The sequence below is a fragment of the Priestia veravalensis genome (assembly GCF_001457055.1).
Classification (GTDB): Bacteria; Bacillota; Bacilli; order Bacillales; family Bacillaceae_H; genus Priestia; species Priestia flexa.
In genome coordinates this window covers 156,782-170,889 of sequence record NZ_KQ758627.1, presented here as the reverse complement: position 1 = coordinate 170,889, position 14,108 = coordinate 156,782, and the positions used below count along the sequence as shown (strand labels likewise).

Annotated in this window: 16 protein-coding genes; all 16 read left to right on the top strand. The window is 38.4% G+C overall.

The window, feature by feature from the left end; all coding sequences use genetic code 11:
- Positions 1 to 70: 70 nt before the first annotated feature.
- Complete coding sequence (rpsP, locus tag AS180_RS00900; RefSeq protein ID WP_025909012.1) at positions 71 to 343, top strand: 30S ribosomal protein S16; 273 nt, start codon at positions 71 to 73, stop codon at positions 341 to 343.
- Positions 344 to 354: 11 nt separating this feature from the next.
- A complete protein-coding gene (locus tag AS180_RS00895) occupies positions 355 to 585 on the top strand; it encodes a KH domain-containing protein (protein WP_025909011.1) in 231 nt (76 codons plus the stop codon).
- 104 nt (positions 586 to 689) lie between these two features.
- Entirely contained in the window at positions 690 to 1,076 is a 387-nt protein-coding gene (locus AS180_RS00890) for a YlqD family protein (RefSeq protein WP_061784592.1), read from the top strand.
- A gap of 9 nt (positions 1,077 to 1,085) precedes the next feature.
- The gene (gene rimM, locus AS180_RS00885; protein ID WP_025909009.1) at positions 1,086 to 1,604 is read left to right on the top strand and encodes a ribosome maturation factor RimM; all 519 of its coding nucleotides are present in this window, start codon (positions 1,086 to 1,088) and stop codon (positions 1,602 to 1,604) included.
- Complete coding sequence (gene trmD, locus AS180_RS00880; RefSeq protein ID WP_025909008.1) at positions 1,604 to 2,338, top strand: tRNA (guanosine(37)-N1)-methyltransferase TrmD; 735 nt, start codon at positions 1,604 to 1,606, stop codon at positions 2,336 to 2,338. The genes rimM and trmD overlap by 1 nt, the downstream gene beginning before the upstream one ends.
- Before the next feature lie 189 nt (positions 2,339 to 2,527).
- Positions 2,528 to 2,872, top strand: coding sequence for a 50S ribosomal protein L19 (rplS, locus tag AS180_RS00875; RefSeq protein WP_025909007.1), 345 nt, complete (start codon positions 2,528 to 2,530; stop codon positions 2,870 to 2,872).
- 121 nt (positions 2,873 to 2,993) lie between these two features.
- A complete protein-coding gene (gene lepB, locus AS180_RS00870) occupies positions 2,994 to 3,545 on the top strand; it encodes a signal peptidase I (RefSeq protein ID WP_025909006.1) in 552 nt (183 codons plus the stop codon).
- 33 nt (positions 3,546 to 3,578) lie between these two features.
- Positions 3,579 to 4,445 carry a ribosome biogenesis GTPase YlqF gene (gene ylqF / locus AS180_RS00865; RefSeq protein WP_025909005.1) on the top strand — a complete coding sequence of 289 codons (867 nt, stop codon included), beginning with the start codon at positions 3,579 to 3,581 and terminating at the stop codon, positions 4,443 to 4,445.
- A 116-nt stretch (positions 4,446 to 4,561) separates the two neighbouring features.
- Entirely contained in the window at positions 4,562 to 5,326 is a 765-nt protein-coding gene (locus AS180_RS00860) for a ribonuclease HII (protein WP_025909004.1), read from the top strand.
- Between the two features lie 19 nt (positions 5,327 to 5,345).
- On the top strand, positions 5,346 to 6,866 hold the full coding sequence (locus AS180_RS00855; RefSeq protein ID WP_152545171.1) for a hypothetical protein: 1,521 nt from the start codon (positions 5,346 to 5,348) through the stop codon (positions 6,864 to 6,866).
- Positions 6,863 to 7,141: an EscU/YscU/HrcU family type III secretion system export apparatus switch protein gene (locus tag AS180_RS00850; RefSeq protein ID WP_025909002.1), complete on the top strand. Its 279-nt coding sequence runs from the start codon at positions 6,863 to 6,865 to the stop codon at positions 7,139 to 7,141. Before AS180_RS00855 ends, AS180_RS00850 begins: the two co-directional genes overlap by 4 nt.
- Before the next feature lie 112 nt (positions 7,142 to 7,253).
- Positions 7,254 to 8,414 (top strand): ADP-forming succinate--CoA ligase subunit beta, encoded by a 1,161-nt coding sequence (gene sucC / locus AS180_RS00845; RefSeq protein ID WP_025909001.1) that lies wholly within the window; start codon positions 7,254 to 7,256, stop codon positions 8,412 to 8,414.
- Between the two features lie 18 nt (positions 8,415 to 8,432).
- Entirely contained in the window at positions 8,433 to 9,335 is a 903-nt protein-coding gene (gene sucD, locus AS180_RS00840) for a succinate--CoA ligase subunit alpha (RefSeq protein ID WP_025909000.1), read from the top strand.
- 61 nt (positions 9,336 to 9,396) lie between these two features.
- Positions 9,397 to 10,287: a DNA-processing protein DprA gene (gene dprA / locus AS180_RS00835; protein ID WP_025908999.1), complete on the top strand. Its 891-nt coding sequence runs from the start codon at positions 9,397 to 9,399 to the stop codon at positions 10,285 to 10,287.
- Positions 10,288 to 10,441: 154 nt separating this feature from the next.
- Positions 10,442 to 12,517 (top strand): type I DNA topoisomerase, encoded by a 2,076-nt coding sequence (gene topA, locus AS180_RS00830; RefSeq protein WP_025908998.1) that lies wholly within the window; start codon positions 10,442 to 10,444, stop codon positions 12,515 to 12,517.
- Between the two features lie 239 nt (positions 12,518 to 12,756).
- On the top strand, positions 12,757 to 14,061 hold the full coding sequence (gene trmFO / locus AS180_RS00825; RefSeq protein ID WP_025908997.1) for an FADH(2)-oxidizing methylenetetrahydrofolate--tRNA-(uracil(54)-C(5))-methyltransferase TrmFO: 1,305 nt from the start codon (positions 12,757 to 12,759) through the stop codon (positions 14,059 to 14,061).
- Positions 14,062 to 14,108: the final 47 nt, after the last annotated feature.

Below are 14,108 nucleotides of genomic sequence, written 5' to 3'. Positions count from 1 at the left end.
ACCTTTACAAACATTTTATCTTTTTGATATTATATTATCTTGTTGAAACATATTCGGAGGTGCTTTAAAAATGGCAGTAAAAATTCGTTTAAAACGTATGGGAGCTAAAAAATCTCCTTTCTATCGTATCGTAGCAGCAGACTCTCGTTCACCACGTGATGGACGTTACATCGAAGTGGTTGGGACTTACAATCCAGTAGCTCAACCAGCTGAAGTTAAAATTGATGAAGAGTTAGCTCTTAAATGGTTACAAAATGGTGCAAAACCATCTGATACAGTACGTAACCTTTTCTCTAACGAAGGCATCATGGAGAAATTCCATAACGCTAAATTAGGAAAATAATTATACTCGCGATGACATCACTAATTGAAACGATTGTTAAGCCACTTGTTGATTATCCAGATGAAGTCCGAGTGAAAGAAGTAAGTGAAGAACATCAAGTGACGTACTTCATTGAAGTTCACAAAGAAGATATCGGAAAGATTATTGGAAAGCAAGGGCGGGTTGCCAAAGCGATTCGGACTGTTGTCTCTGCGGCGGCATCGCAATTAGATAAAAAAGTGCATGTGAAAATTCAAGAGTGAAAAAAGGGAGAGGGATAACCTCCCCCTTTTTTTTATGTAACTACTTCTCAAATGACGGATAGAAATGGTTTAATAAGAATCGTAGGATGAAGAGGAGGGGTTTGATGCAAATTATTCAAAAGGTTGTTGTGAAGCAAGTTGTGACGGAAAGCAGCAAGGCGTTACTACATAATCGTTTCTCTCAGCGAAAAGTCGAGCTGCAAAAAGAGTTAGAGCAGCTTAAGTTTCAACTGAAACAAATAGAGAAAACAAAAAAAACTCAATCATCTTTGCTTCATACCCAGTTTGAAAAAGAGCGTTCATCCAGACTTGAAAAAATAGACGTAATTGATTTTCAAATTGAACAGCTAGAGCGCCTGGCGTTAGGAAGTGAGCTTGTTGAATCAGAAATGGATTCGTTGCTTGAAGTGAAAATCGGTGATAATTGGAATGATATAAAGCAAAAAAAAGAGATTGTAATCAAAGACGGCATTGTCGTTGAAATTCGATAGAGGTGAACAATGAATAATTGGTTTAAAGTAGGTAAAATTGTTAATACACATGGGATTAAAGGTGAAGTACGCATTATCTCAACCACAGATTTTGCAGATGAACGCTACGAAGTAGGAAACAAACTTTATTTGTTCCAAGAAAAGCAAACTGAACCTGTTGAGGTAGTTGTGGCTACGCATAGAAAGCATAAAAATTTTGACCTTGTATCATTTGAAGGGTATCCAAATGTAAATGACGTTGAGAAATTTAAGAACAGCACGGTGAAAGTATCGGAAGATCAATTGTCTGAGCTTGAAGACGGTGAGTTTTATTTTCATGAAATTATTGGCTGCATTGTTAAAACGGAAGAAGGTCAAGAGCTTGGGAAGATAAAAGAAATCTTAGTTCCTGGTGCGAATGATGTGTGGGTTGTAAAAGGAAAAGATGGAAAAGAGATTTTAATTCCTTATATCGACGCAGTTGTTCAGGAGATTGATGTTGAGAATAAAGAAATTATTATTACAGTAATGGAAGGGTTATTAGACTGATGAAGATTGATGTCCTGTCTTTATTTCCTTCAATGTTTGAAGGAGTGTTTGGTGAATCCATTTTAAAAAAAGCGCAAGAAAAGCAAGCCGTAGAGTTAAACGTGGTAAATTTTAGAGAATACTCAGCGAATAAGCATCAAAATGTTGATGACTATCCGTATGGCGGCGGAGCAGGGATGGTATTAACACCTCAGCCAATTTTTGATGCGGTAGATGCGCTGACAAAAGACTCTAAGCCACGCGTTGTTTTACTGTGTCCACAAGGAGAGCGCTATACGCAAAAAAAAGCAGAAGAGCTAGCGCAAGAAGAGCATCTAATCTTTGTATGTGGTCACTATGAGGGATATGACGAGCGAATCCGTGAGCACGTTGTAACTGATGAGATTTCAATTGGTGATTATGTGTTAACCGGTGGAGAGCTAGGGGCAATGGTTGTAATTGACAGCGTAGTACGTCTATTGCCAGGCGTATTAGGGAATCAGGATTCGGCTGTAAAGGACTCGCATAGCACAGGGTTGTTAGAACACCCACATTATACACGTCCTGCTGATTTCAGAGGATTTAAGGTTCCTGATGTCTTAATGAGCGGTGACCATCAAAAAATTGCAGCATGGCGCGAAAAAGAGTCTCTCAAGCGAACGCTGCTAAGAAGGCCAGATATGCTAGAACAGCTTGAGCTTTCTTCACAGCAAAAGAAAATAATAGCTGAATTGCAAAATGAAGAAAGTGAATAAGACGAAGAGTTCCCAATGTGTTTTAAAAGATACAGAAAAATAATTTCTCTTATTGCATACGCCATGAGAGTGTGCTAAGATAAATCTTGTGGCTTGAGCTGATAGGCTTTTGTCACTTATAACGGTGTTCCGCTGCAATGATCTATAAGCATTGTTATGAGCGTCTGTTGGAAGGAGTTGAAACACGCGATGCAAAAATTAATCGAAGAAATTACAAAAGAACAACTTAAAACCGATCTTCCTACGTTCCGTCCTGGTGATACTGTACGTGTACACGTAAATATCGTTGAGGGTAGCCGTGAACGTGTTCAGGTATTTGAAGGTGTTGTTATCAAGCGTCGTGGTGGTGGTATCAGCGAAACATTTACAGTACGTAAGATCTCTTACGGTGTAGGTGTAGAGCGTACATTCCCACTTCATACGCCAAAAATTGCAAAAATCGAAGTAATGCGCCGTGGTAAAGTACGCCGTGCGAAACTTTATTACCTACGTGAATTACGTGGTAAAGCTGCGCGTATTAAAGAAATTCGATAATCGTGAAGGGGAGCTTGTTAAACAAGCTCCTTTTTTCAAATCTTTTTTTATAATTATTAGGTGTTTCAGTGACTTTCAGATACAATAAAAGATGTAGTATATAAAGGTTGGGGGACTGAGAATGGCCCGAGGAAAAAATGAATTTTTTGAATGGATTAAAGCCATTGCTATTGCTGTTTTATTAGCTGTAGTTATTCGCTACTTTTTATTTGCGCCGATTGTAGTAGATGGATTATCAATGATGCCAACTCTACATGATCAGAACCGCATGATTGTAAATAAGTTTTCGTATAAAATTGGGGATCCTGATCGTTTTGATATTATCGTCTTTCATGCAGATGAACAAAAGGACTACATAAAGCGAATTATTGGTCTACCGGGTGATCATATTGAATATCGTGATGATGTTTTATATGTGAACGGAAAGCCGTATGAAGAACCATATCTTGATGAATATAAAAAAGAAGTTATTGATGGTAACTTAACAGAAGATTTTACCCTAGAAGGTTTAACAGGTGAAGGAGAAGTACCTGAAGGCCATTTGTTTGTAATGGGAGATAATCGTCGCTACAGTAAGGATAGTAGACAAATTGGGTTTGTAAGTATGGATCAAGTACTTGGAAAGACAAGCTTAGTTTACTGGCCGCTATCTGAAGCTCGACTATCTAATTAAAAAATGTAGTAATTGATAAAAGGTGAGTAGAACATGACAATACAATGGTTTCCGGGACATATGGCGAAAGCGAGACGTCAAGTTACGGAAAAACTAAAATTAATTGATATTGTATATGAGCTAGTAGACGCTCGTATTCCACAATCATCAAGAAATCCAATGATTGATGAGATTATTGTAAATAAGCCTCGCATTGTCTTATTAAATAAAACAGATAAAGCGGATCCGCGCATGACAGAAGAATGGTTGCGTTACTATCGTGAACAGGGTGTACAAGCGTTAGCGATTGATGCACAGGCAGGAAAAGGGATGAAACAAATTGTCTCTTTATCAAAAGAAATTCTCCATGAAAAATTTGAGAGAATGAAAGCAAAAGGAATTAAAAAACCTCGTGCGATTCGAGCGATGATTGTTGGAATTCCCAACGTAGGAAAGTCTACGCTTATCAACCGCTTAGCAAGCAAAAAGATTGCCAAAACAGGAGATCGTCCTGGTGTGACTCAAGCACAGCAATGGATTAAAGTGGGAAGTGAGCTAGAGCTTTTAGATACGCCAGGAATTCTTTGGCCGAAGTTTGAAGATCAAACGGTAGGCTATAAATTAGCGACAACAGGTGCAATTAAAGATACAATCGTTAACATGCAGGACATTTGTGTTTATGCACTTCGCTTCCTTTCTCGCTATTATCCCGTTAATCTTAAAGAGCGTTATGGTCTTGAGGAGATACCAGAGGATATTGTTGAGCTTTTTGATGCGATTGCCAAAAAAAGAGGTTGTATTATGAGCGGTGGAATGGTTGATTATGATAAAACAGCCGAACTGGTGCTGAGAGAGATTCGAACGGATAAGCTAGGAATGCTAACGTTTGATGATCCAGCTGAGCTTTCGTCAGAAGAATAGGCTGTAAAAAAAGTTAAGGTCGCTTTTTACCTATGTAAGGTAAAGGCGGCTTTTTTATTGATTGAAAATAATAACAGAACAGTCGATATAGAAGGATAGTAAGGAGAGAGGAAAAGATGAAACTAAACATTAATGACATTAAGCAGGCGTTGCAAGCAATCGACAACCTTCAGGATCCCTTATTTGCGCAGTATGAGCAAGATGAGCGCAAGGGTGTACAACAAGCTGTTGTACAAAGAAAGAAACAAATACAAGCCTCTGAGAGCTTAAAAGAGCAATTCTATCAAATGTTAGCATATGAAAACAAACTGTATGACCAAGGCTTACAGTTTATTGCAGGAGTTGATGAAGTAGGGAGAGGACCTTTAGCAGGACCGGTAGTTGCCGCCGCAGTTATTTTGTCTAGGGACTTCTTTTTACCTGGATTAACAGATTCTAAAAAGTTATCAGAAGCCAAGAGAGAAGAGTTTTACGAACAGATTTGTCAGCAAGCAGTAGCAGTTGGTGTTGGAATTGTAGATGCAGCAACTATTGATAAATTAAATATCTATCAAGCAACGAAAAAAGCCATGTTAGAAGCAATCGAGGGATTATCTATTGAGCCTCAAGCCTTATTAATAGATGCTATGGAGTTGCCGCTTAATATTCCGCAGGAGTCTATCATTAAAGGTGATGCCACAAGCATTTCTATTGCAGCAAGCTCTGTGGTTGCAAAAGTGACAAGAGACCGAATGATGAAGGAACTAGCTTTAATTTATCCCGAATATGGATTTGAAAAGCATATGGGATATGGTACAAAGCAACACTTAGAGGCAATTGATACCTATGGAATTTTAAAGGAGCATCGCCGTTCTTTTGCACCTATTAAAGAGAAAATATAAGTGGTAAAGAGGGGGAAGAATGATGAAAATTTCAGGTTTTCAACAGCTTTTCTCAGCATCTAGTCATAGTACCAGGTCGTTTACACTTACTGCTGGCGATCATGTTCTTGGACGGGTGCTCAAACTTTTTCCGAAACAAACAGCACTTTTAAAGCTCAACGGAATGACAATGGTAGGAAAATTGGAAGCCCCATTAATAGTTAGACAAAACTACTGGTTTCAAGTTACTTCGACAGAAGGAGAATTGCCGCACTTAAAAATGATTTCTCCCATCAAACAAGGTTCTGAATTAGTTGAATCATTAGTGCAAGAACTGAGAATTGAAGTGAATAAAGAGAGCAAAAAGTGGTTGTCTAATCTTGTAGAACAAGGACATGCGCTTACTAAAGAAAAGGTAAATAGCCTCGGTAATATTCTTGCAAAAGAGAGCTTGACAGAACAAACGAAGGAAATTCTAACCTATATGTTAAAGCTGCGTCTTCCCTTGTCTAAAGAAGTGTTCGATGCATTGAAAAATGTTATGGGAAGCAGCTCTTTTTCAAAAGAGTTACAAGCGATTAAAGAATATAATCCAAACTCAGGGCTTGGAAAGGTAATTGATTCAATCTTTTTTCAGTCTAGCGGTGCTCAAAATGAACCTTTTAAAAAAACATTCGTGAATTGGTTACAAGCGACGAATCATAACGAAAAAGCCTATCAAATGCTGCAACATTTGAATTTGTTTCCTAAGAGTAAAAGGGAAGAAGACGTATTAAGTGTAGCCTCACGCTTATTTACCTTACAGCAAAGCGAAGTGAAAGCTGTGTTCTTAGCCAAGGTGCAAGAATCTTTTCGTGAAGGTTTTGACATGGTGCGTCAGCTATCACAAGAAGTGTACGAACAGGCTGGGGAGTATGAAGCATTCTCGAACGCATGGAAAGCAATTGACCAGTACTCTAATAGCGAGGTAATCAAACAACTAATGGGAGTACAGCGCTTAACAGCTTTCTTTCACGCGTTTGGATTATCACAAGAAGGTGGAGGAGCACTTCTGAACCTTTTAGCTTCAGAAGTCAAATCGGTCGACGATGCAGGTATTCGAGAGAAGATGGAGCTGCTTATATCTCGAATAACTGGTTTTCAACTTCTATCACAGGCCAATGGTCCACTGTCTAACTTCTACATGGAAGTTCCACTGTTAGTTGGCAAACAGTGGAGAGATGTTTCTATACAATGGAGTGGTCAAAGACAAGAAAACCAAGGGGTTAATCCTAATTATTGTCATATTTTGTTTTATGTGAACCTTGAAGCGTTACAAGACGTTGTCATTAGTGTAAATATCCAAAATCGAATCATTACTTTGCAGATAATAAATCAATATGCCGACCTGTTGAAAGAGAGCGGTGAAAAGTTTACAAAAAGCTTAGTAAAAAAGCTGGAAGAGTTGGATTACCAGCTATCAGGAGTTAGTTATCGTCCTTTGAAACAAGAAAGTTCAATTGAAAAGAAAATGTCTACATCGTCTTATTCGTATAGAGGAGGAGTTGACTTTTTGATATGAGCATAAATGATAGAAAACAAAAGGCGGTTGCGCTAACGTATAATCAAGAAAGAGATGAGGCGCCTAGGATCGTTGCCAAAGGAAGTGGAGAAGTTGCAAAGCGTATCATTGAACAGGCACAGGAGCATAACGTTCCTGTTCAAAAAGATGCTTCTTTAACCGAGCTAGTAAGCACGCTAACTATTCATGAAAAGATTCCAAGCGAGCTTTATGAAGTGGTGGCAGAGGTTTTTGCGTTTGTTTATCAGCTGGACCAAGAGATAAAGAAAAAATAATTTTCCAATTATTTTAATATTTTTTAATTGAATAGTAGACAACTAGACAATTATTTTTATACAATGAAAGCGCAGTCTATTTTATTGGTTGATTACGTTAGGAGGATGGGAAATGAATATCCATGAGTATCAAGGGAAAGAACTCCTAAGAAAATATGGAGTAGCAGTACCTAATGGTAAAGTAGCATATAGTGTAGAAGAAGCGGTTGAAGCTGCTAAAGAACTTGGATCTCAAGTTTCAGTTGTTAAAGCGCAAATCCATGCTGGGGGACGTGGAAAAGCGGGTGGTGTAAAAGTAGCGAAAAGCTTAGATGAAGTTCGTACATATGCACAAGATATTTTAGGTAAAACGCTCGTTACGCATCAAACAGGTCCAGAGGGGAAAGAAGTAAAGCGTTTACTTATTGAAGAAGGTTGCGATATTAAGAAAGAATACTACATTGGTTTAGTATTAGATCGCGCTACTTCTCAAGTTGTATTAATGGGTTCTGAAGAAGGTGGTACGGAGATTGAAGAGGTAGCGGAAGCAACTCCTGAAAAAATCTTCAAAGAATACATTGATCCAGCAATTGGTCTACAAGGTTTCCAAGCGCGTCGACTCGCGTTTAATATTAATATTCCAAAAGAATTAGTAGGTAAGGCAGTTAAATTTATGGCTGGTTTATATACTGTATTTGTTGAAAAAGATTGTTCAATCGCTGAAATCAACCCACTTGTTGTAACAGGCGATGGAAACGTAATGGCACTTGATGCGAAGCTAAACTTCGACTCAAATGCACTATATCGTCAAAAAGATATTTTAGAGTATCGCGATTTAGATGAAGAAGATGCGAAAGAAATTGAAGCGTCTAAATATGACCTAAGCTATATTTCATTAGATGGAAACATCGGTTGTATGGTAAACGGTGCTGGACTTGCTATGGCCACAATGGACATCATTAAGCACTATGGCGGAGACCCGGCTAACTTCCTTGATGTTGGGGGCGGCGCTACAGCTGAGAAAGTAACAGAAGCGTTCAAAATTATTCTATCTGACCAAAATGTAAAAGGGATTTTTGTTAACATCTTTGGTGGAATTATGAAGTGTGATGTAATTGCAACTGGTGTTGTAGAAGCGACAAAACAAGTTGGCTTAAGCTTACCATTAGTTGTGCGTTTAGAAGGAACAAACGTAGAGCTAGGTAAGAAGATTCTTCAAGAATCAGGGCTGAATATCACAGCAGCTGAGTCAATGGCAGACGGCGCACAAAAAATCGTTTCACTAGTGAAATAGAAAGGCTGGGGGATAGGAATGAGCGTATTTATTAATAAGGACACAAAAGTAATTGTACAAGGTATAACAGGCGGAGTAGGTCTTTTCCATACAACGCAGATGTTAGAGTACGGCACACAAATCGTCGGTGGTGTAACGCCAGGTAAAGGTGGTATGGAAGTTGAAGGCGTTCCCGTTTTTAATACGGTATTAGAAGCCAAAGAAAAAACAGGTGCTACAGCTTCTGTTGTTTACGTGCCACCTGCGTTCGCGGCTGATTCAATTATTGAAGCAGTTGATGCAGAGTTAGATCTTGTTATTTGTATCACAGAAGGTATTCCTGTATTAGATATGGTAAAAGTAAAGCGCTATATGGAAGGCAAAAAGACTAGACTTGTAGGACCAAACTGCCCAGGTGTTATTACGCCAGAAGAATGTAAAATTGGTATTATGCCAGGATATATTCACAAAAAAGGTCATGTTGGTGTCGTATCACGCTCTGGTACGTTAACATACGAAGCAGTACATCAACTTTCTGAAGCAGGAATTGGTCAATCAACAGCTGTTGGTATCGGTGGAGACCCGGTTAATGGTACAAACTTTATTGATGTTCTAAAAGCCTTCAATGAAGACGAAGAGACGTATGCTGTTATTATGATTGGTGAAATTGGTGGTACAGCGGAAGAAGAAGCTGCAGAATGGATTAAAGCAAACATGACAAAACCTGTTGTAGGGTTTATTGGTGGGCAAACAGCACCTCCAGGGAAACGTATGGGCCATGCTGGTGCCATTATTTCTGGTGGAAAAGGAACGGCTGCTGAAAAGATCAAAACAATGAATGAATGCGGTATCAAAGTCGCTGAAACGCCGTCTGTAATGGGTGAGACATTAATTAGTGTGTTAAAAGAACAAGGTTTATTAGAAAAATGTAAAACTCATTAAAGCATAAAAATGGTCCTCCTTGCTGAGGACTATTTTCTATGCCATAAAAGGAGTCGATGATATGGATGAGTTGCGCAAAAAAATAATTCACTTATCGCATTGTCAGCTATTGACTTGGAAGCAAATCTTTTCGTTTCTTCAGTATGATTCTTCTCTTCAACATCTGTACAATTATTCTCCGAATGACCTTCAGCAAATCCTTCAGGTTCCATTCAATCGAGCATGTCAAGTGAAAAAATATTTGCAAACTATTCCAATACAAGATATTCTAAATAAATATGAAGAGCAAAGTATTTACTGTATAACAATTATTGATGATGAATACCCCCATTTATTAAAAAATATCTATGATCCACCTTGGGTTTTGTTCTGTAAAGGAGATTTTTCATTATTTCAGTATAAAGATTGTTTAAGCGTGGTTGGAACAAGACAGCCTACTCAGTATGGATATGATGCTATACAATCGGTTTTAGCTCCGTTGCTTCATAATCAATTTGTAATTGTAAGCGGATTAGCTTTGGGTATTGACACAGCTGCTCATCAGCTAGCCATTGCTAAACAAGCAAAAACTATTGCAGTTTTAGGAAGTGGCTTTTATAATATCTATCCAAAGCATAATCTTCCATTAGCAAATGAAATTGCTCATAACCATTTATTGGTGTCAGAGTATCCGCCACCGACTAAACCAGCCAAGTGGCACTTTCCAAAGCGGAATCGAATTATTAGTGGCTTGACAAGTGGTACAGTTGTGGTTCAAGCTAAAGAGCGAAGTGGTTCATTTATTACAGCTGATCAAGCACTTCAACAAGGAAGGGAAGTATTTGCTATACCTGGCCCTATTACAGATGATGCTTCAAAAGGAGTAAACAAACTGATTCAAATGGGTGCGAAGCTTGTACAGAACCCTACAGATATAATAAATGAATTACATCGATTCCAAAGTCATAGGTAATTTTTTATTTGGAAAGATGTATGATTTGTAAGATGAAAGAGTATTACTGAAACATAACGAAATTTAGAGAAAAGTATTTGATACAATATGATAAAAAAAAGATTAATTAATAATAATGAAGGTTTTATTTTACCTCTTGAGGAGGAGCAAATAGATGTCTGACTACCTAGTAATTGTAGAATCGCCTGCTAAGGCCAAAACAATTGAACGCTATTTAGGAAAAAAATATAAAGTGAAAGCATCGATGGGACATGTTCGTGATTTACCCAAAAGTCAAATGGGCATTGATACTGAACATAACTATGATCCAAAGTATATTACCATTCGTGGTAAGGGACCGGTACTGAAAGATTTAAAAACAGCAGCTAAAAAAGCGAAAAAGATTTATCTAGCAGCCGATCCAGATCGTGAAGGTGAAGCCATTGCATGGCACTTGGCTCATAGCCTAGATGTAGATATTGCATCAGACTGTCGCGTTGTATTTAATGAAATTACAAAAGATGCAATTAAAGAGTCTTTTAAACATCCACGTGCAATCAATATGGATTTAGTTGATGCGCAGCAAGCAAGACGTATTTTGGACCGATTAGTGGGATATAACATTAGTCCATTACTATGGAAGAAAGTGAAAAAAGGATTAAGCGCTGGACGTGTTCAATCGATTGCAGTACGCTTAATCATTGATCGTGAAAAAGAAATTACGGACTTTGAGCCGGAAGAGTATTGGACGGTACAAGCAACTTTCCAAAAAGATAACGATCAGTTTGAAGGATCGCTAATTGAGTACAAAGGGAAGAAAGCAAACCTTTCCAATGAAGAAGAAGTAAAAGCCATTCTTCAAACGATAGAAGGTAACGAGTTTAAGATTTCAAAAGTAACAAAAAAAGAAAGAAAACGAAATCCAGCTCCTTCCTTTACAACTTCTTCTCTTCAACAAGAAGCAGCACGAAAGCTGAATTTTAGAGCAAAGAAAACAATGATGATTGCTCAGCAGCTATACGAAGGTATTGATTTAGGGAAAGAAGGAACCGTTGGTTTAATTACGTACATGCGTACCGATTCAACCCGTATCTCTGAAACAGCGCAAGAAGAAGCAAAAGAGTACATTTTAAACGCATATGGCAATGACTATTTAGCACAAGAAAAGAAAAAAGAAAAGAAGCAAGCCAACTCACAAGATGCTCACGAAGCAATTCGTCCTACTTCGGCAATGCGTAAACCTGCAGATGTGAAGGAATTTTTATCAAGAGATCAGTTTCGTTTATACAAGCTTGTTTGGGAACGCTTCTTAGCAAGCCAAATGTCTTCGGCCGTAATGGATACAATGGCTGTTGATTTAAAAAATAGTGACGTAACGTTTCGAGCAAATGGGTCAAAAGTGAAGTTTCCTGGGTTTATGAAGCTATATGTAGAAGGTAGCGATGACCAAGTCGAAGAAAAAGAAAAGCAGCTTCCAAACTTAGAAGAAGGGGAAACAGCTTATTCAAAAGATATTGAGCCAAAGCAGCATTACACACAGCCACCACCGCGTTATACGGAAGCGAGATTAGTTAAAACGCTTGAAGAATTAGGGATAGGAAGACCATCCACCTATGCACCAACGCTTGATACGATTCAAAAACGCGGATATGTTGCTTTAGAGAACAAGCGCTTTGTACCAACGGAACTTGGTGGGATTGTGCTAGAACTTATTTTAGAATTTTTCCCTGAAATTTTAGATGTTGAATTCACAGCTAAAATGGAAACGGACCTTGATAAGGTGGAAGAAGGAAGCGTACAGTGGGTTAAGGTTATTGACGAATTTTATCGCGATTTTGAAAAGAGGCTTGAAAAAGCAGAAAAAGAAATGCGTGAAGTAGAGATCAAAGACGAACCTGCTGGAGAAGACTGTGAAGCTTGTGGATCACCAATGGTATTTAAAATGGGGCGCTATGGAAAGTTCATGGCATGTTCAAACTTTCCAGAATGTCGTAATACAAAGCCAATTGTCAAAGAAATTGGCGTAAAGTGCCCGACGTGTGAAGAAGGGAACATTGTAGAACGTAAGTCCAAGAAAAAACGTACTTTCTATGGCTGTGATCGTTTTCCAAGCTGTGAATTCATTTCTTGGGATAAGCCAATTGCTAGAAAGTGTCCAAAGTGTGAGAGCTTACTTGTAGAGAAAAAGCAGAAAAAAGGAACGCAAGTAGTTTGCACAAGCTGTGATTATAAGGAAGAAACGCAACAATAAGAAGCGCGGTTAGTTATTTAGAATAAATTGTAACGATGAATGATTGATTATTATGAAGGATATAAGTGCGACGACATGAGGTAGTGTGCTAAAATGGAAACGTTCTTAGCGACTCATTTACATGGCGTCGTATTTTTTTGAGAAAAAAGTAGCAGCGAGTGGAGATAAACGATTAAACAAACAGAAAAAAGGTATGTTATAATACTTCTTTGTTTGATATTTTAGTTGGAGGATTGAACATGACAGAACAAGTAATTAACGTAATTGGTGCTGGTCTTGCTGGAAGCGAGGCCGCTTGGCAAATTGCGAAAAGAGGATTAAAAGTAAGACTTTATGAAATGCGTCCAGTAAAGCAGACACCAGCGCATCATACAGATAAATTTGCTGAATTAGTATGTAGTAACTCACTTCGTGCCAATACTTTAACAAATGCAGTTGGAGTATTAAAAGAAGAGATGCGTAAGCTAGACTCAATTATTATTGAATCAGCAGATGCGTGCGCAGTTCCGGCAGGTGGCGCTTTAGCTGTAGATCGTCATGAGTTTGCAGCGCGCGTAACGGAAAGTGTAAAAAACCACCCGAATGTCGAAGTTGTACACGAAGAAATTACGGAAATTCCAAAAGGCCCAACAATTATTGCAACAGGTCCATTGACATCAAAAGATTTATCAGAACAGCTACGTACTTTAACAGGTGAAGACTATCTTTATTTTTATGACGCGGCGGCTCCAATCATTGAAAAAGACAGCATTGATATGGACAAGGTATATTTAAAATCACGTTATGATAAAGGTGAAGCAGCTTATTTAAACTGCCCAATGACAAAAGAAGAGTTTACGAAGTTTCACCAAGCATTAATTGATGCTGAAGTGGTACCTTTAAAAGAGTTCGAAAAGGAAATCTACTTTGAAGGTTGTATGCCAATTGAAGTAATGGCAGCGCGTGGAGAAAAAACGATGTTGTTTGGACCACTTAAGCCTGTAGGGTTAGAAGATCCCAAAACCGGTAAACGACCTTACGCTGTTGTACAATTACGCCAAGACGATGCAGCAGGAACGCTTTATAATATCGTTGGTTTCCAAACGCACTTAAAGTGGGGAGCTCAAAAAGAGGTATTAAGCTTAATTCCTGGCCTTGAAAATGCTGAAGTAGTTCGCTATGGAGTAATGCACCGCAATACGTTCATTAACTCTCCGAAACTACTTCGCCCAACTTATCAATATCGCGAACGTGAAGACTTGTTCTTTGCTGGTCAGATGACGGGAGTAGAAGGCTATGTTGAATCTGCTGCTAGCGGTCTAATGGCTGGAATGAATGCAGCCCGTTACGTTTTAGGAGAAGAGTTAGTTGTCCTACCTCAAGAAACAGCAATTGGAAGTATGGCTCACTATATCACGCATACAAACGCTAAAAATTTCCAGCCGATGAACGCAAACTTTGGCTTGTTTAAAGAGCTAGAAGTCCGTATTAAAAACAAAAAAGAGCGAAATGAAGCGCTCGCTACAAGAGCATTAGAAACTATTCAGAATTTTACAACAAAATAACGAAATTGTTTGCAAGGGCTACTGAATTGTGATAATATTTAGTAGCC

Excerpts from the sequence above, each read along its gene's own strand:
- trmD (WP_025909008.1), top strand. The coding sequence starts at position 1,604 with ATGAAGATTGATGTCCTGTCTTTATTTCCTTCAATGTTTGAAGGAGTG.
- AS180_RS00860 (WP_025909004.1), top strand. The coding sequence starts at position 4,562 with ATGAAACTAAACATTAATGACATTAAGCAGGCGTTGCAAGCAATCGAC.
- trmFO (WP_025908997.1), top strand. The coding sequence starts at position 12,757 with ATGACAGAACAAGTAATTAACGTAATTGGTGCTGGTCTTGCTGGAAGC.
- rplS (WP_025909007.1), top strand. The coding sequence starts at position 2,528 with ATGCAAAAATTAATCGAAGAAATTACAAAAGAACAACTTAAAACCGAT.
- topA (WP_025908998.1), top strand. The coding sequence starts at position 10,442 with ATGTCTGACTACCTAGTAATTGTAGAATCGCCTGCTAAGGCCAAAACA.
- AS180_RS00855 (WP_152545171.1), top strand. The coding sequence starts at position 5,346 with ATGATGAAAATTTCAGGTTTTCAACAGCTTTTCTCAGCATCTAGTCAT.
- AS180_RS00890 (WP_061784592.1), top strand. The coding sequence starts at position 690 with ATGCAAATTATTCAAAAGGTTGTTGTGAAGCAAGTTGTGACGGAAAGC.
- rpsP (WP_025909012.1), top strand. The coding sequence starts at position 71 with ATGGCAGTAAAAATTCGTTTAAAACGTATGGGAGCTAAAAAATCTCCT.
- dprA (WP_025908999.1), top strand. The coding sequence starts at position 9,397 with ATGGATGAGTTGCGCAAAAAAATAATTCACTTATCGCATTGTCAGCTA.
- lepB (WP_025909006.1), top strand. The coding sequence starts at position 2,994 with ATGGCCCGAGGAAAAAATGAATTTTTTGAATGGATTAAAGCCATTGCT.
- rimM (WP_025909009.1), top strand. The coding sequence starts at position 1,086 with ATGAATAATTGGTTTAAAGTAGGTAAAATTGTTAATACACATGGGATT.
- AS180_RS00850 (WP_025909002.1), top strand. The coding sequence starts at position 6,863 with ATGAGCATAAATGATAGAAAACAAAAGGCGGTTGCGCTAACGTATAAT.
- ylqF (WP_025909005.1), top strand. The coding sequence starts at position 3,579 with ATGACAATACAATGGTTTCCGGGACATATGGCGAAAGCGAGACGTCAA.
- sucC (WP_025909001.1), top strand. The coding sequence starts at position 7,254 with ATGAATATCCATGAGTATCAAGGGAAAGAACTCCTAAGAAAATATGGA.
- AS180_RS00895 (WP_025909011.1), top strand. The coding sequence starts at position 355 with ATGACATCACTAATTGAAACGATTGTTAAGCCACTTGTTGATTATCCA.
- sucD (WP_025909000.1), top strand. The coding sequence starts at position 8,433 with ATGAGCGTATTTATTAATAAGGACACAAAAGTAATTGTACAAGGTATA.